Origin of the sequence: Streptomyces platensis, assembly GCF_008704855.1 — a bacterium.
Classification (GTDB): domain Bacteria; phylum Actinomycetota; class Actinomycetes; order Streptomycetales; family Streptomycetaceae; genus Streptomyces; species Streptomyces platensis.
In genome coordinates this window covers 6,180,388-6,203,527 of record NZ_CP023691.1, presented here as the reverse complement: position 1 = coordinate 6,203,527, position 23,140 = coordinate 6,180,388, and the positions used below count along the sequence as shown (strand labels likewise).

Sequence of the window (23,140 nt, the reverse complement as noted above, 5' to 3'; positions counted from 1 at the left end):
GTCAGCGGCGCTCGGGGCACTGCTTCCATGCGAAGTGGTACAGGGTGTTGATGCTGCCGTCGGTCGAGTCCATGGCCATGTAGCTGGTGGACTTGGGGTCCGCCGACTTGGCGTCCACCCTCATCTCGGTGTTGATGTTGAAGTAGCGCTCCTCACCGCAGGGGGCGTACACCAGCGCGTCGATGTCGGTCTCGTCCGCGGTCTGCCAGTTGGCGTCGTAGGGACCGCTGAAGGTGTGGCTCTTACGGGCCGTCTGCTGCTGGCCCTGGAAGTAGTAGCCGGCCGTCTCCAGCCCCCTGGCCCCCGGCGCCAGGGAGGCGTAACCCCGGTAGTCGGCCCGGGCGATGGCGTACGTGAAGCCCTGCGGGACATGCACGTTCAGCGCGATCTGGCAGTTCTTGCGGGAGTCGGTGGGCTTGCTGCCGCTGCCCGCCTGGGCGAGGTACTCGCTGTACGTGACGGTGAAGGCCGTGTTGTCGGGCGCGATGGCCACTGCGGCGCTGCCGGGTCTGCACCCCGAACCGTTGACCGTGGCGACGGTAATGGTGATCTTGCCGGTCGGCGGATCATCGCCGAACCGGGCGGTGGCGGTGGGGGATGCCGATCCGGCGAGGAGCAACGATGCCACTGCGGCACCAGCACTGAGCGTGCTGAGCATGGGCTTTCCTTCCGGTCGTCCTAGGCCCGCGATGCGGGAACACCAGGAGAAGGGATGACGAGCGCATGCCAGCATGGGGATCACCGCTTGAACAGCTCTGCTCCCCAGGGTTGAGGCGAACCTACGCCTTGATCCGGACACGCCATGCCAAACCGGAACACGTGGGGGTTGGCGCCGGTTCGCCTTCGGCGGGTGGGTGGCGGGTCGGAGGGGACGCCCGGTACCCCGTCCTCGGCGCGGGCGGCCCTGGTCCCAGAGGTAAGGCACCCCGGCGTTCGCTCCAGTCCTGCGGGCGGGGCACCGGACATCCCCTCCGACCACCGTCCGTACGCGGCCGACCCGCCGTACCGATGACCGTTACGGCAAGGCAGCGGCATCTCTTGGCGGACATCTGGTCCCCGCAGGCCGGGCGCGGGCCATCGTGGGGTCTGTGACGGACGGTGCCACCGGGCCGCGGTCGGCAACGGGGGACGGTCGGAGGGGATGTACCGGGGCCCGCCCGCAGGACCGGAGCAAACACCGGGGCAATCAAACGCACGTAGCCGCGTCGCCCGCGCCGAGGACGGGCCCCGGTGCGTCCCCTCCGACCCCCGCGGCAACCACGCAACCCGCAAGGCGCAAGCCACAACGCCACCGCAGCGAAAACGCCACGGTCCCCCCCCACAGGGGCGCGGGGAACGGCGCGCCCAGCCACAACAAACCCGCAGACAAAGACCAAGGGACCCCGCAACAGGCGGGGCCCCAAGTCGGCAGCTCAGCGAAGCGTTACCGCTGCCAGCTGGTCGCTCCATGGAAGCCGTTCTGCCGCTCCAGCCGCCGCCAGCGGGCAGCCGTGGCGTGCGGACGCGCGGGTGCGGCGGCCGGCCGGTGCGCGGCGCGGGCCAGCAGGACCGCGGTCAGGGCGGCCAGCTCTTCCTCGCTGGCCTGGCCCTTCTCCACGCGGATGGAGTCGGTGCGGTGGGCAGTGTTCACGGTGTGGTCTCCGTCGTCGCGGTGGGCGTGGTGCCGGTGGCGGGTGCGGTGGGTGGCTACTGGGGCGGGTTGCCGTGCTTACGGGCCGGCAGGTCCGCGTGCTTGGTGCGCAGCATCTCCAGGGCACGGATGAGCGTGTGGCGGGTCTCGGCGGGGTCGATGACGTCGTCGACCAGGCCGCGCTCGGCCGCGTAGTAGGGATGCATCAGCTCGGACTTGTACTCCTTGACCATGCGCACCCGCATGGCCTCGGAGTCGTCCGCCTCGGCGATCTGCTTGCGGAAGATGACGTTGGCAGCGCCCTCGGCACCCATCACCGCGATCTCGTTGGTGGGCCAGGCATAGGTCAGGTCGGCGCCGATGGACTGCGAGTCCATGACGATGTAGGCGCCGCCGTAGGCCTTGCGCAGGACGAGGGAGATCCGCGGGACGGTGGCGTTGCAGTAGGCGTAGAGCAGCTTGGCGCCGTGCCGGATGATGCCGCCGTGCTCCTGGTCGACGCCGGGCAGGAAGCCGGGGACGTCGAGCAGGGTGACGATCGGGATGTTGAAGGCGTCGCACATCTGGACGAAGCGGGCGGCCTTCTCGGACGCCTCGATGTCCAGCACACCGGCCAGCGACTGCGGCTGGTTGGCGATGATGCCCACCACGCGGCCGTCGAGCCGGGACAGCGCGCAGATGATGTTGGTCGCCCAGCGCTCGTGGACCTCCAGGAATTCGCCGTCGTCGACGATCTCCTCGATGACCTTGCGCATGTCGTACGGGCGGTTGCCGTCGGCCGGGACCAGGTCGAGCAGCGCGTCACCGGAGCGGTCGGCGGGGTCCTCGCAGGGCACCGTCGGCGGGTTCTCGCGGTTGTTCGCGGGCAGCAGCGAGAGGAGGTAGCGGACCTCCTCCAGGCAGGTGGCCTCGTCGTCGTAGGCGAAGTGCGCGACACCGGAGGTCTCGGCGTGCACATCGGCGCCGCCCAGGCCGTTCTGGGTGATCTCCTCGCCGGTCACCGCGCGCACCACGTCGGGGCCGGTGATGAACATCTGCGAGGTCTCGCGGACCATGAAGACGAAGTCCGTCAGGGCCGGGGAGTAGGCGGCGCCGCCGGCGCAGGGGCCGAGCATGACGGAGATCTGCGGGATGACACCCGAGGCCTTGGTGTTGCGCTGGAAGATGCCGCCGTAGCCGGCGAGCGCGGAGACACCCTCCTGGATGCGGGCGCCGGCGCCATCGTTCAGCGAGACCAGCGGCGCACCGGCCTGGATGGCCATGTCCATGATCTTGTGGATCTTGGTGGCGTGGGCCTCGCCCAGCGCGCCGCCGAAGATCCGGAAGTCGTGCGCGTAGGTGAAGACGGTCCGGCCGTGGACGGTGCCCCAGCCGGTGATCACGCCGTCGGTGTAGGGCTTCTTCGCCTCCAGGCCGAAGCCCGTCGCCCGGTGCCGCCGCAGCGGCTCGACCTCGTTGAACGAACCCTCGTCCAGCAGCAGCTCGATCCGCTCGCGGGCCGTCAGCTTGCCCTTGGCACGCTGCGCTTCGGTGGCACGCTCGCTGGGGCCTCGCCGAACCTGCTCACGGATGGCGTGCAGTTCGGCGACGCGCCCGCGGGCGTCGTTGGCGCCGGCGGGCACATCTTCGACAGTGGTCATGTATCGACGGTACGTGGGCGAGGCGCCCCGCACCGATGTCGGTTTCGTACAACGTCGCATGCGATTTGGTGGGCAGGCAGTACAGAACCGTGCTGTACGCGCCCCGCGTCCCGGCGTCCGTTCGGGTGGCGGGCTCATCCGGCGGCTGTATGGGCCCGACAAACAGACGCGGAGCGATGTTGTGGTGACCGACTGGTCCGGCGGGCCGGATTCCGGTCAGCCCAGCCGCACGGTGCAGCTGTGGGTGGCACAGCTCGTGCCGGGGGTCACGCGCAGCCGCAGGGCCCGCCCGGTGGTCAGCACCTCGATCGCCGGGTCATGGGTGAGCACCGCGCGCACCGGCCGTGACCAGGTGATCTCCAGCGTATCGCCGGTGCGCTCGGGGGCGGCGACGCACAGCCGCGCGCTGCCGCCGCGGCCCGCCGGCCGCCCGCGTCGGCGCTCCCGTACCAGCACGCTCGCCGGGCCGTCGGCGGTGAGCGGCCCCGCGCGGCCCGCCCGCCAGAAATTGGCGGCGGTTACGCCGAGCGGGTCGACGGCGATCGCCTGCCGGCCCGCGTCGTTGGCGAGCACGGTCAGCCAGCGCCGGTCGGCGGCGCGGGCGGCGAGCGTGCCGGGGGTGGCGCCCGGCATCAGGAGGTAGGCGTAGCAGGCGTTGGTGGGATCGGTGCCGTGGTCGTGCCAGAGGGTGAGATAGCGGCGGGTGAACGGCTCGGTGGAGGAGGTCGTGTTGATGTCGTGCCAGGAGCCGGTGCGGGCCTCGCGCAGCGCCGTGAGGGGGGCGCCGCCGGGGAAGACATAGCCGCCGTGGCCGGCGAGGTGGGCCCAGTGGGCGCGGCGGAAGGCGGTGGTCCGGCCGAGGGTGCCGGGCTGCGGGACGCCGTCGACGGTGAGCGTCGCGGTGCCGGACTCCCCCAGGCAGCGGTTGTCGACGACGGTTTCGGCGGGTACGCCGTCGCGGGCGGTGATGCCGGCGCCCAGGCAGACGACGCAGTCCGCGAGCGCGAACCAGGATTTCCTGGCGGTGAGGGTGGAGGCCAGTCCGCGCAGGTCCTGGCCGAGGGCGGCGTAGGTGCCGTCGGTGGTCCCGCCGACCCAGCGTGCGGCGGGCTTGGGCTCGCCCCAGCCGCCGCCTTCGTTGTCGGCCAGCCGCTTGGTGGAGACGGTCGTGCCGGGGAGCCGGTAGGGGTCGACGGTGGGCCAGAAGGCGTCCGTGTACTGGTCGCCGCCGGAATCCGCGCCCCACCAGGAGAGCATGCCGGCGCCGGTGTGCCAGCCGCGCGGGTTCTCGCCGTTGCCGTTCTCGTAGTACGCGATCCGGTCGGAGGCCATGGCCAGCCCGGCGGCCCAGCCGGGGCGGCGGTGCACGGCACGGTCCATGGCGGGGAAGAGCCGGTGGCCGACGGGTTCGGGGGCGGGGGCCGCGGGGCTCCGGGCGACCTCGCCGAGCCGGGCGAGGTCGGCGACGGGGTACTGCCGGTCGGTGAGGACCGGCAGCGTACGGTCGCGGGCGATCCAGCCCTTGATCATGGCGTGCCAGCGGTCCCGCTCGGCGCTGCTCGCGCTCCGGGCGAGCAGCGCGACGGCGGCGATCAGCGCATGGCCGTGGTAGTGGTCGCTGCGCAGGATGTGCCGTTCGTCGCTGCGGAGATAGCCGCGGCTGATGGCGCGGCCGTTGACGCAGTCCATCATCAGGCCGTTGTGGAGCAGCGGGGCATAGGCCCGTTCGACGCTGTCGAAGATGATCTGCCGGGCCGGGTCGGTGAGCTGCCAGGACGAGCCGCCGAGCAGCGCGAACAGCCGCCCGAGCCCGTCCAGCAGGACATAGCCGTAGGTGCCGGAGTAGGCGACCCAGATGTGCTGGACGAAGGAGCCGTCGGCGTAGAGCCCGTCGCCGGCGGTGACGTACGGGAAGACCGGGGAGAGTGCGTCGCGGGCCAACGCGATCTTGTCGGGGGCGCGGCCGAGGACCCCGCGCAGCGCGACCACCCGGCACAGGTCGACGCGGTTGGCGCCGGTGCTGGTCCCGGTGTAGTCGCCGAGCATGGTGTCGGGCACGAAGTGGTCGACGGCGGCCAGACAGCGGGTGCGCAGAGCGTCGGGCACGCCACTGCCGTCGGGCAGCCGCTCGTCGAGGATCGCGAGGGTGTCGAGGAGGAGTCTGGGGCTGCCGATCTGCCACTCCCACCAGTTTCCGTAGCGGGTGGTGGCGGTGCGGTAGACGGTGGCTTCGAGGTGGCCGAGGCCGGTGACGAGGGCCTGGGCGAGGGCGGGATCGCCGGTGCGGCCGGTGCCGGGCTGGGCGTAGGCCTGGGCCATGGTGTGCAGCCGGCTGTAGCTCTGGGTGATGCCGGACGGCGGGTCGTAGCGGCAGTCGGGCCAGAGGGAGCCGGCGGCCGGGCGCATGCGTGCCTGGAAGGTGCTCGCGAGGGCGCCGGTCTCCTGGAGGGCGGCGGCGTAGGGCGGGGCGGTGGGGTCGAAGCCGGTGCCCAGGGTGAGCTCGCACCAGCGGCGGCGGAGGGCGGTGAACTCGTCGGCGGGGGCGGCCGGCCCGGGGACGGCGTGCGCGGGGCCGGCGGCGAGGCCGAGCGCACCCGCGGTGGAGACGGCGAGAAATCCTCTGCGTGACCAGACGGGCAGGGCGGGGACTGGTGACACGGTCGGTCCTCTCCAGGGCGTCAACTGGGGGGTGGCGCTGCGCACTTGGGAGTTCCCGATGGTCTAGCACGGGCCGTCGGCGAGCGGCAATGACCGCGCCGGAACGCCGACCGCCACCCGGCCGGCGGAGCCCTTTCGAACCAAGAGGTTGAATGTTGAACCAGATGGGGTTACGGTGCATCTCGTTGAAGCTTAAACAAAACTTCGCGCACGCCGAGTGCACCGTCTTTGAGGAGGAGCCATGGCTCTGTTCAACCGCAAGCGCACCGCCGACACCGCCGTCACCGCCCCCGCCACCGCTGCCGTCCTCGACGCGGACCCCGGGTTCGCGGCGCTGACCGGCGACTACACCATCGACCCGGCCCACAGCAGCATCGGCTTCACCGTCCGGCACGCCATGGTCACCAACGTCCGCGGCGCCTTCGGGGTGTACGAGGGCTCGCTGCACCTCGACGGGTCCGAGCCGGCCCGCTCCACCGCCTCCCTCGACGTCACGATCGCCAGCATCGACACCGGGATCGCGGACCGCGACGGCCATCTGCGCAGCGCCGACTTCTTCGACGCCGAGACCTTCCCGCTGATGACCTTCCGCAGCACCGCCGCCGAGCGCGTGGGCGGCGACCGCTACCGCATCACCGGCGATCTGACCCTGCGGGACGTCACCAAGCCGCTCACCATCGACCTGGAGTTCCACGGCTCGGCCACCGATGTCTACGGCGCCGAGCGGGTCGGCTTCGAGGGCAGCGCCGAGATCCTGCGCTCCGACTGGGGCCTGACCTGGAACGCCGCGCTGGAGACCGGCGGCGTCATGGTCAGCGACAAGGTCAAGCTCACCTTCGACATCTCGGCCGTCAAGGCGGCCCCGGAGGCCTGAGCCGGCCGCTCCCCCCTACGACCGCGGCCCCGCGCCGGCCTCTCCCCCGAGGGCCGTGCGGGGCCGCGGTCGCGGCGTCGCCGCGGCGGTCACTCCTGCGGCTCGACCCCGGCCCGCAGCAGCCCGTACGCATAGGCGTCGTCCAGCGCCTGCCAGGACGCGGCGATCACGTTCTCCGCGACACCGACCGTGGACCACTCGCCCCGGCCGTCGCTGGTGGAGACCAGGACCCGGGTGATCGAGCCGGTGCCCAGGGCGCCCTCCAGGATGCGGACCTTGTAGTCCACCAGCTCCATGTGGGCCAGCTGCGGATAGATCCGCTCCAGCCCCACCCGCAGCGCCCGGTCGAGCGCGTTGACCGGGCCGTTGCCCTCGGCGGTGGCGACGATCCGCTCCCCCTTGGCCCACAGCTTCACGGTCGCCTCGTTGGCGTGCGTCCCGTCCGGGCGGTCCTCGACGATCGCCCGCCAGGACTCCACCGTGAAGTAACTGCGCGGCCGGCCCCCTTCCGCCCGCTGGAGCTCCGCGCGCAGCAGCAGCTCGAAGGACGCATCGGCGGCCTCGTACGTGTACCCCGCCAGCTCCCGCTCCTTGACCCGCTCGACGACCCGGCCGACCAGCGCACGGTCGCCGCTCAGATCGATGCCCAGCTCCTTGCCCTTGAGCTCGATGGACGCCCGGCCGGCCATGTCGGAGACCAGCATCCGCATGCTGTTGCCGACCAGCGCCGGATCGATGTGCTGGTAGAGATCCGGGTCGACCTTGATGGCGGAGGCGTGCAGTCCGGCCTTGTGGGCGAAGGCGGAGACTCCGACGTAGGGCTGGTGGGTGGAGGGGGTGAGGTTGACGACCTCGGCGATGGCGTGCGAGATCCGGGTGGTCTCGGCGAGTTTGCCCTCGGGCAGCACCTGCCGCCCGTACTTGAGCTCCAGGGCGGCGACGACCGGGAAGAGGTTGGAGTTGCCGACCCGCTCGCCGTAGCCGTTGGCGGTGCACTGGACGTGGGTGGCGCCCGCGTCCACCGCGGCCAGGGTGTTGGCGACGGCGCAGCCGGTGTCGTCCTGGGCGTGGATGCCCAGCCGTGCCCCGGTGTCCGCGAGGACGGTCCGGACGACGGCGGTGATCTGCGCCGGGAGCATCCCGCCGTTGGTGTCGCAGAGCACCACGACATCGGCGCCGGCCTCGCTCGCGGTGCGGACGACCTGCTTGGCGTAGACGGCGTCCAGGGCATAGCCGTCGAAGAAGTGCTCACAGTCGAGGAAGACCCGGCGGCCCTGGTCGCGCAGGTAGCGGACGGTGTCCCGCACCATCGCGAGGTTCTCCTCGGGGGTGGTGCGCAACGCCAGCTCCACATGCCCGACATGGGACTTGGCGACCAGCGTGATGACCGGGGCCCCGGACTCCAGCAGCGCGGCGACCTGCGGATCGTCCTCGACGCGGACCCCGGCCTTGCGGGTGGCGCCGAACGCGACCAGCTGGGCGTGCCGGAAGTCGATCTCCTCGCGGGCCCGCTGGAAGAACTCGGTGTCCCGCGGATTGGCGCCGGGCCAGCCCCCCTCGATGAAGCCGACCCCGAATTCTTCGAGGTGCCGGGCGATGGTCAGCTTGTCGGCGACCGTGAGACTGATGCCCTCGCGCTGTGCGCCGTCGCGGAGCGTGGTGTCGAAGACATGGAAGTCGTCGGACACCGCGTCGGCGGGCCGGGGGGCGGGCGACGCATTCAGGGAGGGGCGCCGCGCAGCGGCTCCGGCCGGGGTGGTGGCGGGAGACGGGTGGGAGTTTGCGTCCGTCATGCTGGTCTGGCTCCTGTCGGGATCTCGGTCTACCGGAATAACCGGTTCCACCGCCCCTCCATGTTCCCTCGCGCTCCGCCTCCGGTGAGATGTGGGCCGGAAACGAAAAAACCTCTCGCGGGTGCGAGAGGTCTGCGCGCGGGTCTGGGACGACGGTGGCCGCGCCGCACTCGGTTCGTACGGGGCGGTCACTGCGGACCGGCGCGCCTGCTGCCAATAATCATGGCGAACGAGAGCACGGTCCGCAGTGTGCCACAACCCCGGGTGGCACCACGGGACGTCTCACGATGCGGGCGGGCCGTCCACCCCCGCCCAGCGGCGGAGCGCGGCGGTGGCCCGGGCACGGTCCCGGGGCGCCAGGTCGGCGATCTTCACGACATGACTGGTGTGCGGCGCCAGGTAGACGTGCGCGTCCCGGCTGCCTTTGCCGGTACGGAACGGCTCGGCCCCCGCGGGGTCGTTCGCGCCGTACACGAAGCTCAGTTCGCTGCCGTGGTGCCGGACCCAGCGGTCGATATCGGGCATGGCGCCGGGCTGGAAGCGCAGCGGAATCGTGCGGGGCACATAGGTCCGCATCGTCTGGATGCCCGGGTAGCGCAGCTTTCCGGCCAGCTGCGGGGCGGCGAGTTCCACGAAGCCGAGCTGGGTGCCCAGCTGGTAGAAGGACGCGGTCACGGGCAACAGGTTGCGGTCGGCGTAGCCGGGCAGCTGGACCATGTCGGCGAACCAGGTGTACAGCGCATCGCCCTCGGCAGCGGGCCGGGGGATACCGTCGCAGCCCGCCTCGCCGTCGCGCATCCAGAAGAGCATGGGCAGCTGAAGAACGGTGAGCTCCAGCACGCGGTCGACGCTTCCGATGGTGCGGAAGGTCTGGCCCTCGCGCGCGGCCCAGCGGGAGAGGCGGCCGGCCATCTCCGCCCGCCGGGATCCCAGGATCTCGCGCTGCACGGCGGTGAGTGCGGCCCGGCAGGCGGGGGTGCCCCGGCGCGCCAGGAAGCGGTCCACGGCGGCGTCGTCCCGGTCGTCGGTGTTGTTCGGGGCCGCGTACGCCACGGAGCCGGCCACGTCGTGCGGGTAGAAGCGCCGGTGGTAGACGGTGGCCATCCCGCCCTTGCTGGCGCCGGTGGAGATCCACCGGGCGGGGTAGAGCGGTTTGAGCGCCTGGACCAGCCGGTGGTGGTCGGCCGCCGCCTGCCGGATGTCGAGCTTGGTCCAGTCGACGGGACGGGGGCGGGAGGTGCCGAAGTACCGCTGCTCGGTGCTGATCTGGTTGCCGTCGAGGATCTCGGTCGGCTCGGCGCGGTAGTCGGATGTCTGGTAGTTGAGGTCGTAGCCGTTGGTGTGGAGCACCATCGGCCGGGCGGTGGACCGGTGCAGCAGGTTCAGCCGCTGCGCGAAGGTGCCCCGGCCGGGGTGCCGGTGGTCGACGGGCTGGCGGTAGGTCAGCGCGAACGAGCGGTAGCCGGCGGGGGCCGGGTTCTCCTTGACCACCCGCATACCGGGGACGGCCGCGAGCCTGGCCCGGATGTCGTCGGCGGCCGGGCGCACCGTGGCCGGCGGGGCCGTGGCCGGGTGTGCCCCGCCGGTCCGGGCCGTCGCCGTGGCCGGGGCCGCGACGGCCGAGGCCAGCAGGCCGGTGAGCAGCAGCGGCAGGCATAACTGTCTCGTGATCTTCATGCCGTCCAGCCAACCAGCCGGCGCCGCACGCGCCTATCCCGGAACCGGCCCTGCCGCGGGCGGCGAAGGCCGGTTCCGGCCAGGACGGGCCTCAGTCGGCGACGGGCTCGCCCACCCGCGTCCGGCCGGCCCCCGCGCCCGCGTCCTCCTTGCCGACCCGGTGCAGGTCGATGGACCGGGTCTCGCGCATGGTGATGTAGACGATCAGCGAGACCGCGGCGCAGCCGGCGACGTACCAGTAGTAGCCGGACTCGATGCCGCCCTTCTTGAACCACAGGGCGACATACTCCGCGGTGCCGCCGAACAGCGCGTTGGCGATGGCGTACGGCAGGGCCACGCCCAGCGCGCGGATGCCGGTCGGGAACAGCTCGGCCTTCACACAGGCGTTGATCGAGGTGTAGCCGGTGATGACGACCAGGGCGAGCAGCGAGAGCCCGAGGGCGGGCCAGAAGCTGCCGGCGTGCTTGAGCAGCGTCATGATCGGCACGGTCAGGAACGTCGAGCCGACCGCGAAGGTGATCAGCAGCGGACGGCGGCCGATCCGGTCGGAGAGCCGGCCCGCCAGCGGCTGAAGACACATGAAGAGGAACAGCGCACAGAAGCTGACCAGGGAGGCGGTCGGCTTGGACAGACCGGCACTGCCCGAGAGGTACTTGGTGAGGTAGGTCGTGTAGGTGTAGTACGCGACCGTGCCGCCCATGGTGAGCGCGATGACCAGGAACGCCTCGCGCTTGTGGGCCAGCAGCGCCTTGATGGTGCCGCGTGCCGGGTCGGCGTGGGCGCTGTCGTCCTCGGCGTAGACCTCGGTCTCCAGCATGTTGCGGCGCAGGTAGAAGACGACGGCGGCGCCCAGCGCACCGATGATGAACGGGATCCGCCAGGCCCAGCTGTGCAGGGCGTCCTCGGACAGGGTGCGCTGGAGCACGATCTGGAGGCCGAGGCCGAGCAGCTGGCCCGCGGTCATGGACACGTACTGGAAGCTGGAGGCGAAGCCGCGGCGGCCGGGCGCGGAGGCCTCGGTGAGGTAGGTCGCGCTGGCCGCGTACTCCCCGCCGACCGAGAGCCCCTGGAGCATCCGCGCGAGGAGCAGCACGGCCACTCCGCCGTAGCCCGCGACCCCGTAGGTGGGCGCGACGGCGATCAGGATCGCCGAGGCGGACATCAGGGTGACGGTCAGCGTGAGCGCCGCCTTACGGCCCCGGCGGTCGCCGACCCGGCCGAGCACCCAGCCACCCACCGGGCGCATGAAGAAGCCCACCGCGAAGATGCCCATGGTGTTCATGAGGTTCGCGGTGTCATTCCCCTTGGGGAAGAACGAATCCGCGAAGTAGACCGCGAAACTGGCGTACACGAACCAGTCGAACCACTCGACCATGTTGCCGGCCGAACCGACCCAGATCTTCTTCCATTGCTCTCGTCCCATAGCCGGTTACGGTCGCGGAACCGGGGGCCGGCGGCAAGGGAGCGGGCGGCAACGATCGCAGGTACTTACGTGCGTTGTGGTCACGCGGGAGGCGGGTGGCGTCCCCTGGCACAGCCGCAGCAGCACGCCCTCTACGGCATAGGGTCGCCCTCGAAGCCGCGAGGCGCCACCGCCCCGGTCACCGTGTGCGGCCCGGGCCGGGCGAGAGAAGAGAAAGGAGCGAGATGTCCGAACCGCAACCGCAAGCAGGGCACCGGCCGATCCCCACCAGCGCCGCGGAGGCGCTGGAGATCGGGCGGGGGCACTTCCCCCGCGTCTGGCCGGACGGGGACGAACCGGCGCTGCACGTCCACGCATTCGACATCGGCTATCTGGTCTACCCGGTCTTCCCGCCCAGGACGGACCCCACCGCCTATCCCCGTGATCCGGGCGGCTCGCACATCGTGATCTCCAAGGCGGACGGGGCGGTCAGCGCGCTGCCCAACTACCCGCCGGAGCAGGCCGTCGAGATGTACCGCCGGCGCTTCCTTCCGGGGGCGTAGGCGCCGGGAGGACGTGCCGGGGCCGCGCCGGCGGCGCCCGGCCCGCCGCGGTCAGCCCTGGGGGACGGACAGCGATTCGTCCAGGAACTCCCGTACGTGGTCCCCCACTTCTGCCCGCTCGGTGCCCGGGAGGCCGACGACGAGCTGGGAGCCGAAGCCGTCGAGGAGGGCGCGGGTGCGGGTGGCGAAGCGTTCGGGGTCGACGGGGCGGAACTCGCCCTTCGAGATGCCCTCGACGAGCAGGGCCACCAGGTCGCGGTGCCAGGCCAGTTCCAGTTCCAGCTGGCGTTCCCGGGTCTCGTCGTCGGCGTTCTGGGAGCGGTTCCACACCTCCAGCCACAGCGTCCAGCGCGGGTCGCGGTGGCCTTCGGGGAGGTAGAGGTCGACCAGGGCGTCCAGCCGTTCCCGGGCCGGGACGCGGCGGGAGAGGGCGGCCCGGCGCTCGGCACCGAGCTGCTCCTCGCTCCACTGGAGGGTCTGGAGCAGCAGCTCGTCCTTCGTACCGAAGTAGTAGAGGATGTGGCCGCTGCTCATGCCGACCTCGCGGCCCAGTCCGGCCATGGTCAGCCGGTCCAGGCCCTCGGCGGCGATGGTCGCCATCGCCGCGGCCAGGACCTGCTCGCGGGGCTGGTTGAGCCGGCGCCTGGGACGGCGCGCGGGACCGGGCACAGGGACCTCCGGGTCGGCTGGGGCAGGTCTGCGGATCAGACCTTGGGCTGCTGCTGGGTGATGCAGTGGATACCGCCACCCGCTGCGAAGATCGTACGGGCGTCCACGAGGGTCACCGTCCGGTCGGGGAAGAGCCGGCGGAAGATCGAGGCCGCCTCCTCGTCGCGCGGGTCGTCGAAGCCGCACAGCACCACGCCGTCGTTGCAGAGGTAGTGGTTGATGTAGGAGTAGTCGACCAGCTCACCGTCCTCCTCGATGACCGTCGGGGCGGGCACCTCGATGACCTCCAGCTGCCGGCCCCGGGCGTCGGTGGAAGCGCGCAGCATCTTGCCGATCTCCTGGCAGATGGCGTGGTCGGGGTGGTCGGGGTCGGGCTGGGTGTGCACGAGCACGGTGCCGGGGCGGGCGAAGGCGGCGACGATGTCGACATGGCCGCGGGTGCCGAACTGCCCGTAGTCGGCGGCCAGACCGCGCGGCAGCCAGATCGCCTTGGTGGTGCCGAGGTGGGCGTGGATCTCGGCCTCGACCTCCTCCTGCGTACGGCCGGGGTTGCGGCCCGGGTCGAGCTGGACGGTCTCGGTGAGCAGCACGGTGCCCTCGCCGTCGATGTGGATGCCGCCGCCCTCGTTGACCAGAGGGGTGGCGTAGCGGCGGGCGCCGGCCAGCCCGCAGACCTGCTCGGCGATCTTCTCGTCGAGGTCCCAGCGGGCCCATTCCTGCGCGCCCCAGCCGTTGAACACCCAGTCGGCTGCGGCGAGTCGGCCCGCGCCGTCGGTGAGGAAGGTGGGGCCGATATCGCGCATCCAGGCGTCGTTGAGCGGGCGCTCGACGATCTCGATGTCCGCACCGAGCAGCGCGCGGGCGCCCTCGGACTGGCCGGTTCCGGCGACGACGGTGACCGGCTCGAAGCGGCGGACCGCACGGGCGACGGCCGCCCAGGCGCGACGGGCCTCCGCCAGCGTCTCGCCGCCCTCCTCACCGAAGGTGAAGCTGGGTCCTGGCCAGGCCATCCAGGTGCGCTCGTGCCGGGCCCACTCCGGGGGCATACGGAAGCCGTCGGCGACAGGGGTGTTCATGCGGGGTCCTCAGGGTCTGTATCGGTGTTACAGGCAAGGGGTTCGCGCTGGTCGGCCATCGGGGCGCACTCACCAGGAGTGGCCGCGGGGCGTGGTCGCAGGGGGTGGTGGTGCCGGGGCGTGGCCGCAAGGAGTCGCCCCGAGGCGCCGCCCTCACAGGAAATAGAGCCGGGACAGCGAGACGGAGTCGGCCGGTTCCGAGCGCATCGGAGCGCCGTCCAGGGTGACCAGTCCGCTGCTCCCGTCGACCTGCACCTGCCCGACCCGGGAGTTGTGGACGAGGCTGCCGGGGCCGATGCCGCGGGTACCGCGGACGGCGACCCGGCGCCGTCGGGTGGGCATACCGTCCCCGCCCTGTTCGGCCGCGGCCCGCGCGACGAAGGCGACGGAGATCTCGGCGGGCGTCGCGCCGTACGCCCCGAACTGCGGGCCGAGCACCAGGGGTTCGCAGGTGTCGGTGGCGGCGTTCGGGTCGCCGGTGACGCCGTAGGCGGGGAATCCGGACTTCAGCACCAGCTGCGGCTTGGCACCGAAGTACTGCGGCTTCCACAGCACGACATCGGCCATCTTGCCGACCTCGATCGACCCGATCTCGTGCGCGAGACCGTGCGCGATGGCCGGGTTGATGGTGAGCTTGGCGATGTAGCGCAGCACCCGGGCGTTGTCGTCGTGCGCGCCGTCGCCCTCCATGGGGCCCAGCTCGGCCTTCATCTTCCCGGCCATCGCGAAGGTGCGGCGGACGGTCTCGCCCGCGCGGCCCATGCCCTGCGCGTCGGAGGAGGTGATGCCGATCGCCCCGAGGTCGTGCAGCACGTCCTCGGCGCCCATCGTCCCGGCCCGGATGCGGTCGCGGGCCATGGCGGCGTCACCGGGCAGATCGGTCTTCAGGTCGTGGACCGAGACGATCATGCCGTAGTGCTCGGCGACCGCGTCCCGCCCGAAGGGGAGGGTGGGGTTGGTGGAGGAGCCGATGACGTTGGGGACACCGGCCATCTTGAGGACGTTGGGGACATGACCGCCGCCGCAGCCCTCGATGTGGAAGGCGTGGATGGTCCGGCCGTCCAGGACGCGCAGGGTGTCCTCGACGCTGAGGCACTCGTTGAGGCCGTCGCTGTGCAGCGCGACCTGGACATCGTGCTCCTCGGCGACCCGCAGCGCGGTGTCCAGGGCGCGGGCATGGGCGCCCATGTCCTCGTGCACCTTGAAGCCGCAGGCGCCGCCCTCGGCGAGCGCCTCGACCAGCGGGGCGTCGCCCGAGGAGGAACCACGCCCGAGGAAGCCGATGTTGACCGGCCAGGCGTCGAAGGCGCTGAAGGCGTGCCCCAGCGCCCAGGGCGAGTTGACGCCGACGCCCCAGACCGGCCCGAATTCCTGGCCGATGATCGTGGTCACGCCGGAGGCCAGCGAGGCTTCCATGACGCGCGGCGAGAGCAGATGGACATGGGTGTCGACGGCACCCGCGGTGGCGATCATGCCCTCGCCGGAGACGATCGAGGTGCCCGTGCCGACGACGACATCGACCCCGTCAAGGGTGTCGGGGTTGCCGGCCCGCCCTATCGCGTGGATCCGGCCCTCGCGGATGCCGATGGACACCTTGCGGATGCCCTGGACCGCGTCGATGACCAGGACGTTGCTGATCACCACATCGCAGGTCTCGCGGACCGCGGCGGCCTTGAGGTGCAGCCCGTCGCGGGCGGTCTTGCCGAAGCCGGCCAGGAACTCGTCGCCGGGCTTCTGGGCGTCGGACTCGACCCGGACGACCAGGCCCGAGTCGCCGAGGACGACCCGGTCGCCGGCCCGCGGGCCGTGCACCGAGGCGTACTCGTGGGGATCGATGCTGCCCGTCATTCCTGTACCTCCGCTCCCAGGTAGCCGCAGGCGGCGGCCCGCCGCAGCGCTTCCGTCTTGGCGCCCGGCGCGTCCAGCGGGCCGTCGACGAGCCCGGCGAAGCCGATCGCGATCCGGTCACCGCCGATCGGGACCAGACCGACCTCCTCGGCGCCGCCGGGGTCGAACCGCACCGACGAGCCGGCCGGGACGCACAGCCGCATGCCGTACGCGGCGGCCCGGTCGAAGTCCAGCCGGGGGTTGGCCTCGAAGAAGTGGAAGTGCGAGGTGACGCTGATGGGCACGGTCGCGGTGTTGCGCACCGTCAGCACCACCGCGGGCGCGGGCTCCGCGCCGGCCGGGCCGGGGAGCACCGCGCCGGGCGCCGGAGCCTCGTCGCTCCCGCCGGCCGGCGGCCGGGCCCCGATCGGGTCGCTGACCACCGCGAGCCGGGAGCCGTCGTCGAAGACGGCCTCCACATGCACCTCGGTGACCACGTCGACCACGCCCGGCAGCACATCGTCCGGGCCGAGCACGCCGCGTGCCGCCTCGATGGCTTGAGCGAGGCGGCGCCCGTCCCGCGCCGCCTCGCAGACTGTGTCCGCGATCAACGCGGTCGCCTCGGGCACATTCAGCTTCAGCCCACGGGCCCGGCGCGTCCGCGCCAGTTCGGCCGCGCCGAACAGCAGCAGCCGGTCGCGTTCCGTCGGGGTCAACCGCATCCCGTCCACACCTCCCGCTCGATTAGAGCAACACTCTAACCACGAAAATCGTCAATGGGAAAGCATTGACCGAGAGCACAGGCATGGGTCACATTGAGCGCTGCTCTAAGAATGCGGCGCGATGGAACGCCGCTCTAAATGATCTCGCAGCGCGGCAGCGCCGCCTCGTGCGCACCGTCCACTGCACGGAGCACAGCAGGGAGCACTGCCCCGAGCGCTGCTCGCACACTGTTGTCCGGCCTCTCAGGGGAGCCCTCATGCCGATCGAACAACGCGGAGTCGACACCATCCCGGACGAGGAACGCACCAGCGGCCCTCGCGATCTGATCTCGATCCTGCTCGGGTCGAACCTCGCCCTCGGTGTGGTGATCTTCGGCTGGCTCCCGGTCTCCTTCGGGCTCGGCTTCTGGCCCTCGGTGACCTCCCTGGTGGCCGGCACCCTCGTCGGCACCCTGCTCACCGCCCCGCTCGCCCTGGTCTCGCTGCGCAGCGCCACCAACCTGTCCACCAGCAGCGGCGCCCACTTCGGTGTGCGCGGCCGGCTGATCGGCTCGGTCATCGGCCTGCTGCTGTCGCTGGGCTACACCGCGCTGACCCTGTGGGTCGGCGGCGACGCGGTGGTGGGCACGCTGCACCGGCTGACCGGGCTGCCGTCCAGCGGCGCGACCTATGCCCTGGTCTACGCCCTGCTGGCGGGCGCCACCGCTGTCGGCGCGGTCTACGGCTACCGGGTGCTGCTCCGGCTGAGCAAGGTGCTGGCCATCGGACTGACCGTCCTGCTGGCCGTCGGCATCGTCGCCTACGCGGACACCTTCACCACCGCCGCACCACCCGGCAGCTCCTACCTGCTCGGCGGCTTCTGGCAGACCTGGCTGCTGGCCGCCGTCTCCGCGGGCCTGAGCGGCCCCATCGCCTTCATCACGCTGCTCGGTGACTACAGCCGCTACATCTCCCCGCGCCGGCACAGCGGCCGAAAGGTCTTCGGCGCCACCTGTCTGGGCCTGGTGGCCGGCCTGCTGGTGCCGCAGCTCTTCGGTACGTTCACCGCGCTCGCGGTCGGTGCGGGCGCGGACTACGCGGGGCCGCTGGTGGCCGGCGCACCGTTCTGGTACCTGGCGCTGCTGCTGCTCAACGCCTCGGCCGGCTCCGTCGGCAATTCCGGTCTGATGCTCTACAGCATGGGCCTCGACCTGGACGCGATCCTGCCGCGCGCGACCCGCACCCAGGCCACCTACGTCGTCGCCGCGCTCGCGACCACGCTCGTCTACGCCGGCCACTTCCTGTGGGCGGCGCAGGACGCGATGACCTCGTTCGTGCTGCTGATGACCGCCGTCGGGACGCCCTGGGCGGTGATCACCGTGATCGGCTTCGTCCGCTGCCGCGGCGCCTACGACCCGGAGTCGCTCCAGGTCTACAACCGGGGCACGCGCGGCGGCGTCTACTGGTACCGGGCGGGCTGGCACGTCCGGGCGACGCTGGCCTGGGCGCTGGGCTCCGCGGTCGGCCTGATGGGCGTGGACACCCCGCTCTACCAGGGGCCGCTGCTCCCCCTGAGCGGCGGCATCGACCTCAGCTTCCTGCTCGCGGCGGCCGTGGGCGGGATCGCGTATCTGGTCCTCACGGTCCGGGATCCGCGCCCGGTCGCGGCGCTGCGCGCCCTGCCGCCCACGCCCACTCCCCCGGCCCCGGCCCCGGCGGCGGAAGCCCCCGCGGAGGCCGGCTGAGCCGGCCCGGACCCGACCGAGGCCGCCCCCGACGCACGTGCGGGGGCGGCCTCGATCAGGTCCGGGCGATGCGCGGTGGCGGGCTCAGCCCAGCTCGTGCATCCAGCCGTGCTTGTCCTCGGCGATACCGCGCTGGATGTCGAGGAGCGCCTCGCGCAGCTTCAGCGTGACCTTGCCGGGCTCGCCGTCGGACTGGGTCCACTCGCCGCCCGCGCTCTTGACCGTGCCGACCGGGGTGATCACGGCGGCCGTGCCGCAGGCGAAGACCTCGGTGAGGGTGCCGTCCGCGGTGTCGGCCTTCCACTGGTCGATGGAGACCCGGGCCTCCTCGGACGCGTAGCCCAGGTCGCGGGCGACGGACAGCAGCGAGTCACGGGTGATCCCGGCGAGCAGCGAACCGGTCAGGGTGGGCGTGACGATCTTGTCGCCGTAGACGAAGTACAGGTTCATCCCGCCGAGCTCCTCGACCCACTTGTGCTCCACGGCGTCGAGGTAGGCGACCTGGTCACAGCCCTGCGCGGCGGCCTCGGCCTGGGCGAGCAGCGACGCGGCGTAGTTGCCGCCGGTCTTGGCGTCGCCCATACCGCCGGGGACGGCCCGCACCCGGTTCTCGGACAGCCAGATGGAGACCGGCTTGACGCCGCCGGCGAAGTACGCGCCGGCCGGCGAGGCGATGACGACGAAGAGGTATTCGTTGGCAGGCTTCACGCCCAGGCCGACCTCGGTCGCGATCATGAACGGGCGCAGGTAGAGCGACTCCTCGCCGCCGTGCGCGGGCACCCAGCCCTTGTCCTGCTGAACGAGCAGGTCACAGGCCTCGATAAAGGTCTCGACGGGCAGCTCGGGCATGGCCAGCCGGCGCGCGGAGGCCTGGAAGCGCCGGGCGTTGGCGTCCGGACGGAAAGTGGCGACGGAGCCGTCGGGCCGGCGGTACGCCTTGAGGCCCTCGAAGATCTCCTGGGCGTAGTGCAGGACATTGGTCGCCGGGTCGAGGGAGAGCGGCCCGTACGGCACGAGCTGCCCGTCGTGCCAGCCGCGGCCCTCGGTCCACTTGATCGTCACCATGTGATCGGTGAAGTGGCGGCCGAAGCCGGGGGCGGCCAGGATCTGCTCCCGCTCCGCGTCGGACAGCGGATGCGAGGAGGGCTTGAGCTCGATCGTGGGCGTCGTCATGGGTGCATGTCCTTCACTGCGTGTGCGATACCGGGGGGTACCTCCCAGCGTGTGCTGGGGAGCATCACCGGCCCAGCCCTCCGGCCGGGGGTAAGGGGTTCGGTCCCCCACCTTGCGGCACCGGTGCGGTGGCTGCCGCGCCTACGAGGGGACTTGAACGTACCGGTCGTTACTGGGACGTCCGAGTTTCCTCGCGGGCAAGGATGCCACGTCCGATTATCGCCCGTGGTTCCGTACGGCCGGAACCGGGGCGGCGGCCGGGCGGGGCCCACGCGCACAGCGCCGGGCCCCATGGAGGCGGCCCGGCGCTGTGGGTGGTGCGTGTCTGCGCGGCGGGCCTCAGCCCGCTACTCGTGCGGCCAGCGCGTCACCGATCTCGTCCGTGCTCCGCGCCGAGCCGTCCCGGGCCTCCAGGTCGGCGGCCACGGCCTCCTCGATGCGGGCGGCCTGCTGCTCGTAGCCGAGGTGGCGCAGCAGCAGGGCGACGGAGAGGATCGTCGCCGTCGGGTCGGCCTTGCCGGTGCCCGCGATGTCCGGCGCGGAGCCGTGCACCGGCTCGAACATCGAGGGGAAGTCGCCGGTCGGGTTGATGTTCCCGGAGGCGGCCAGGCCGATACCGCCGGTGACGGCCGCGGCGAGGTCGGTGAGGATGTCGCCGAAGAGGTTGTCGGTGACGATCACGTCGAACCGCTCGGGCTGGGTGACGAAGAAGATCGTCGCGGCGTCGACATGCAGGTAGTCGGTGGTGACCTCGGGGTACTCCTGGCCGACCTTGTCGAAGATGTTCTTCCACATGTGCCCCGCGTACACCAGCACATTGTTCTTGTGCACCAGCGTGAGCTTCTTGCGGGGGCGGGAGTTGGCCCGCTCGTACGCGTCGCGGACCACCCGCTCCACGCCGTAGGCGGTGTTGAGGCTGACCTCGGTGGCGACCTCGGCGGGCGTGCCGGTGCGCAGCGAGCCGCCGTTGCCGGTGTACGGGCCCTCGGTCCCCTCACGCACCACCACGAAGTCGATGTCGGGGCGGCCGGCGAGCGGCGTGGAGGTGTTCGGGAAGAGCTTCGACGGGCGCAGGTTGACGAAGTGGTCGAAGGCGAAGCGGAGCTTCAGCAGCAGACCGCGCTCCAGCACGCCGGAGGGTACGGACGGGTCGCCGATCGCGCCGAGCAGGATCGCGTCGTGCTGCTTGAGCGACTCCAGCTCCGCGTCGGGGAGGGTCTCACCGGTCGCATGCCAGCGCTGGGCACCGAGGTCGTACTCCTTGGTTTCCAGCTTGACGTCCTGCGGGAGGACCGCGGTCAGGACCTTGAGGCCCTGGGCCACGACTTCCTGGCCGATACCGTCACCGGGGATCACTGCGAGGCGAATGCTGCGAGACATGTCTGGACCCTACTCTCCGTCCCATGGATTGACACGTAACGTCCGCCATACGGACACATGGGGAGGCGGTCAGCCGGCGTTCACCCGCTGTCCCCACAACGGTCGGGTCGCGCTGGGAAATTCGGGGCATGACTGGAAATTCCCGGGGGGCCGCCCGGCCCTCGCACACCCCGCGCGTCGGCATCCCGGAGCAGCTGGCGGCCCGGATGAGCATGCCGGAGCAGCATGACTACCTCCGTACCAAGCTGAGCCGCAGAGGTCTGCTGCGCACCTCGGCCGCCACCGCGGGAGTGGTCGCGGGCTCCGGGCTGCTGGCCGGTTCGGCCCAGGGCGTCTCGCCCACCCTGCTGTCCTCGCCCGCGACGGCCGCCGTGGACGGTTCGCTGGTGGCCCCGTTCGGCCGCCATCTGGCCTTCGGCGCCGACCCCAGGCACCAGATGCGGGTGAGCTGGCAGGTGCCGCTCGCGGTCAAGCGGCCGTATCTGCGGGTGGGTCTGAAGCCGTGGGACCTGGGGCGCAAGATCGAGGCCGAGGTCCGGCCGCTGCACACCCCGTCGCTGTCCGCGAAGCTGCCGGCCGTGCAGCAGTACTACCTGCACGCCGCGCTGGACGGGCTGCGCCCGGGCACCACGTACTACTACGGCGTCGGCCACGAGGGCTTCGACCCGGCCGACCCGCGCCACTTCTCCACCGTCGGCACCTTCCGTACCGCACCGGCCCGTCCCGAGGCGTTCGTCTTCACCGCCTTCGGCGACCAGGGCGTGAGCTACCACGCCCTCGCCAACGACCAGTTGATCCTGGGTCAGAACCCGTCCTTCCACCTGCACGCGGGCGACATCTGCTACGCGGACACCGACGGCGACGGCTCCGAGCACGACGCCTACGACGCCCGGGTCTGGGACCAGTTCCTCGCGCAGACCGAGTCGGTGGCCAAGTCCGTGCCGTGGATGGTGACCACCGGCAACCACGACATGGAGGCCTGGTACTCCCCCAACGGCTACGGCGGCCAGAACGCCCGCTGGTCGCTGCCCGGCAACGGCCCGGACGCCGAGAACGCCCCCGGCGTCTACTCGTTCACCTACGGCAACACCGCCGTCGTCGCCCTGGACGCCAACGACATCTCCTACGAGATCCCCGCCAACCAGGGCTACACCGACGGCCGGCAGACCCGCTGGCTGGACCGCCGGCTGGCCGAGCTGCGCGCCGCGGACGGCATCGACTTCATCGTGGTCTTCTTCCACCACTGCGCCTTCTCGACCACCAACTCGCACGCCTCCGACGGCGCGGTGCGCGACGCCTGGCTGCCGCTGTTCGAGAAGCACCAGGTGGACCTGGTCGTCAACGGCCACAACCACGTCTACGAGCGGACCGACGCCCTCAAGAGCGGGCGGGTCGCCAAGAAGATGCCGATCGGCGCGAGCGTGGACACCACCCGCGAGGGCATCGTGTACGTCACCGCGGGCGGCGCCGGCCGGGCCCTCTACGACTTCCCGGTGCCGGACAGCTACGAGGGGCACGTCAAGGACCTCGACCACGTGGACACCTACCACTGGTCCAAGGGCCGGCAGAAGACCAAGGAAACCGTCGAGTGGTCCCGGGTCCGCTACACCGGCTACTCCTTCATCGCCGTCGAGGTCACCCCGGGCAGCCACCCCCGGATGAAGGTCACCGCCCTCGCCGAGTCCGGCGAGCGCATCGACCACTTCGAGGTGGCCCGCTCACACTGAGGCAGGCTCCGGCGCGCGGGGCACCCGGCACGAGCCGGGTGCCCCGCGCACTCAGGACAGCTCAGGACAGAAACAGCCACCGGGCCACGGACAGCCGGATCCGCCAGCAGCAGCGGCAGGGCATCGACGCCTGCCTCGGCAGGACGGCCCCGCTTCGTACGCGCAGCATGTCAGTGCCCGGTCGAGCCGCCGTTGTCCCGGCGGTCGAGGGCGCGCTGGAGGGCGGCGGCCGCGTTCCGGCGGTCGGCTTCGTTGGTCGTACGGACGGAGTGACGGGTCCTGCGGACGGCAGTCTCGGCCATGATTCACGTCTCCAATGCCAAAGCCCCGAGAACAAATGGGATGCGTCGATCCAGATGCGGCCGGAAGGGGCGGGGGCCACGGCACTCACAGGGATCACCTGCGCTCACGCACCGGGCCGCATCCGCACGCGCTCGATGGAGCGTTACGTTCGGCTTCCTACAACGCTAGGACAGCTCGGCCGTGATGTCTGCACAATTACTTGGGCTTCCTACTATCTGAGACGGCGAGCGTGCGCTCGAACGAGTGCTCCCCGGATATGTGCAGGTCGGGGGCGTTCGGCGAAGCCCTCACGGACCGCTGCG

Annotated in this window: 18 protein-coding genes; 4 read left to right on the top strand and 14 right to left on the bottom strand. The window is 71.5% G+C overall.

All coding sequences use genetic code 11. The features are described 5' to 3' along the window. Nucleotide 1: 1 nt before the first annotated feature. The 4 genes from CP981_RS27560 to CP981_RS27545 all read right to left on the bottom strand — a co-directional run bounded on the left by CP981_RS27560 (nucleotide 2) and on the right by CP981_RS27545 (nucleotide 5,928). Entirely contained in the window at nucleotides 2-658 is a 657-nt protein-coding gene (locus CP981_RS27560) for a DUF4360 domain-containing protein (RefSeq protein WP_085925175.1), read from the bottom strand. A 765-nt stretch (nucleotides 659-1,423) separates the two neighbouring features. Beyond that, nucleotides 1,424-1,630 carry an acyl-CoA carboxylase epsilon subunit gene (locus CP981_RS27555; protein WP_085925174.1) on the bottom strand — a complete coding sequence of 69 codons (207 nt, stop codon included), beginning with the start codon at nucleotides 1,628-1,630 and terminating at the stop codon, nucleotides 1,424-1,426. 56 nt (nucleotides 1,631-1,686) lie between these two features. After that, nucleotides 1,687-3,270 carry an acyl-CoA carboxylase subunit beta gene (locus CP981_RS27550; RefSeq protein ID WP_085925173.1) on the bottom strand — a complete coding sequence of 528 codons (1,584 nt, stop codon included), beginning with the start codon at nucleotides 3,268-3,270 and terminating at the stop codon, nucleotides 1,687-1,689. Between the two features lie 216 nt (nucleotides 3,271-3,486). Next, nucleotides 3,487-5,928, bottom strand: a complete 2,442-nt coding sequence (locus CP981_RS27545) for a polysaccharide lyase 8 family protein (protein ID WP_085925172.1) — start codon at nucleotides 5,926-5,928, stop codon at nucleotides 3,487-3,489. Nucleotides 5,929-6,169: 241 nt separating this feature from the next. Between CP981_RS27545 and CP981_RS27540 the strand changes: the two genes are divergently transcribed. Next, nucleotides 6,170-6,802, top strand: coding sequence for a YceI family protein (locus tag CP981_RS27540; protein ID WP_085925171.1), 633 nt, complete (start codon nucleotides 6,170-6,172; stop codon nucleotides 6,800-6,802). An 89-nt stretch (nucleotides 6,803-6,891) separates the two neighbouring features. On the opposite strand, the gene cimA is transcribed toward CP981_RS27540, so the two are convergent. From cimA to CP981_RS27525, 3 genes are all read right to left on the bottom strand, one after another. Continuing rightward, complete coding sequence (gene cimA, locus CP981_RS27535; protein ID WP_244329807.1) at nucleotides 6,892-8,595, bottom strand: citramalate synthase; 1,704 nt, start codon at nucleotides 8,593-8,595, stop codon at nucleotides 6,892-6,894. Between the two features lie 282 nt (nucleotides 8,596-8,877). Further along, nucleotides 8,878-10,272, bottom strand: coding sequence for a S28 family serine protease (locus CP981_RS27530; protein ID WP_085925170.1), 1,395 nt, complete (start codon nucleotides 10,270-10,272; stop codon nucleotides 8,878-8,880). A 91-nt stretch (nucleotides 10,273-10,363) separates the two neighbouring features. Then, nucleotides 10,364-11,695, bottom strand: coding sequence for an MFS transporter (locus CP981_RS27525; RefSeq protein WP_085925169.1), 1,332 nt, complete (start codon nucleotides 11,693-11,695; stop codon nucleotides 10,364-10,366). 224 nt (nucleotides 11,696-11,919) lie between these two features. Between CP981_RS27525 and CP981_RS27520 the strand changes: the two genes are divergently transcribed. Next, nucleotides 11,920-12,237 (top strand): hypothetical protein, encoded by a 318-nt coding sequence (locus CP981_RS27520; RefSeq protein ID WP_229894139.1) that lies wholly within the window; start codon nucleotides 11,920-11,922, stop codon nucleotides 12,235-12,237. 51 nt (nucleotides 12,238-12,288) lie between these two features. Here the strand turns inward: CP981_RS27520 and CP981_RS27515 are convergent, their stop codons facing one another. From CP981_RS27515 to ureA, 4 genes are all read right to left on the bottom strand, one after another. Then, complete coding sequence (locus tag CP981_RS27515) at nucleotides 12,289-12,906, bottom strand: TetR/AcrR family transcriptional regulator (RefSeq protein ID WP_085925168.1); 618 nt, start codon at nucleotides 12,904-12,906, stop codon at nucleotides 12,289-12,291. A gap of 35 nt (nucleotides 12,907-12,941) precedes the next feature. Then, nucleotides 12,942-13,982: an agmatine deiminase family protein gene (locus CP981_RS27510; protein ID WP_085925167.1), complete on the bottom strand. Its 1,041-nt coding sequence runs from the start codon at nucleotides 13,980-13,982 to the stop codon at nucleotides 12,942-12,944. Nucleotides 13,983-14,135: 153 nt separating this feature from the next. Next, a complete protein-coding gene (locus tag CP981_RS27505) occupies nucleotides 14,136-15,830 on the bottom strand; it encodes an urease subunit alpha (protein WP_085925166.1) in 1,695 nt (564 codons plus the stop codon). Continuing rightward, nucleotides 15,827-16,531: an urease subunit gamma gene (gene ureA / locus CP981_RS27500; RefSeq protein WP_085925165.1), complete on the bottom strand. Its 705-nt coding sequence runs from the start codon at nucleotides 16,529-16,531 to the stop codon at nucleotides 15,827-15,829. The genes CP981_RS27505 and ureA overlap by 4 nt, the downstream gene beginning before the upstream one ends. 257 nt (nucleotides 16,532-16,788) lie before the next feature. Between ureA and CP981_RS27495 the strand changes: the two genes are divergently transcribed. Continuing rightward, complete coding sequence (locus CP981_RS27495) at nucleotides 16,789-18,255, top strand: cytosine permease (protein WP_085925164.1); 1,467 nt, start codon at nucleotides 16,789-16,791, stop codon at nucleotides 18,253-18,255. An 84-nt stretch (nucleotides 18,256-18,339) separates the two neighbouring features. Here CP981_RS27495 and CP981_RS27490 read toward each other — a convergent pair whose 3' ends face one another. Beyond that, nucleotides 18,340-19,428, bottom strand: coding sequence for a branched-chain amino acid aminotransferase (locus CP981_RS27490; protein WP_085925163.1), 1,089 nt, complete (start codon nucleotides 19,426-19,428; stop codon nucleotides 18,340-18,342). Between the two features lie 339 nt (nucleotides 19,429-19,767). Then, entirely contained in the window at nucleotides 19,768-20,808 is a 1,041-nt protein-coding gene (locus tag CP981_RS27485; protein ID WP_085925162.1) for a 3-isopropylmalate dehydrogenase, read from the bottom strand. A 128-nt stretch (nucleotides 20,809-20,936) separates the two neighbouring features. On the opposite strand from CP981_RS27485, the gene CP981_RS27480 reads away from it, so the two are divergent. Continuing rightward, nucleotides 20,937-22,535: a purple acid phosphatase family protein gene (locus CP981_RS27480; protein WP_208852988.1), complete on the top strand. Its 1,599-nt coding sequence runs from the start codon at nucleotides 20,937-20,939 to the stop codon at nucleotides 22,533-22,535. 170 nt (nucleotides 22,536-22,705) lie between these two features. Here CP981_RS27480 and CP981_RS39250 read toward each other — a convergent pair whose 3' ends face one another. Then, nucleotides 22,706-22,837: a hypothetical protein gene (locus tag CP981_RS39250; RefSeq protein ID WP_085925161.1), complete on the bottom strand. Its 132-nt coding sequence runs from the start codon at nucleotides 22,835-22,837 to the stop codon at nucleotides 22,706-22,708. Between the last annotated feature and the right edge of the window lie 303 nt (nucleotides 22,838-23,140).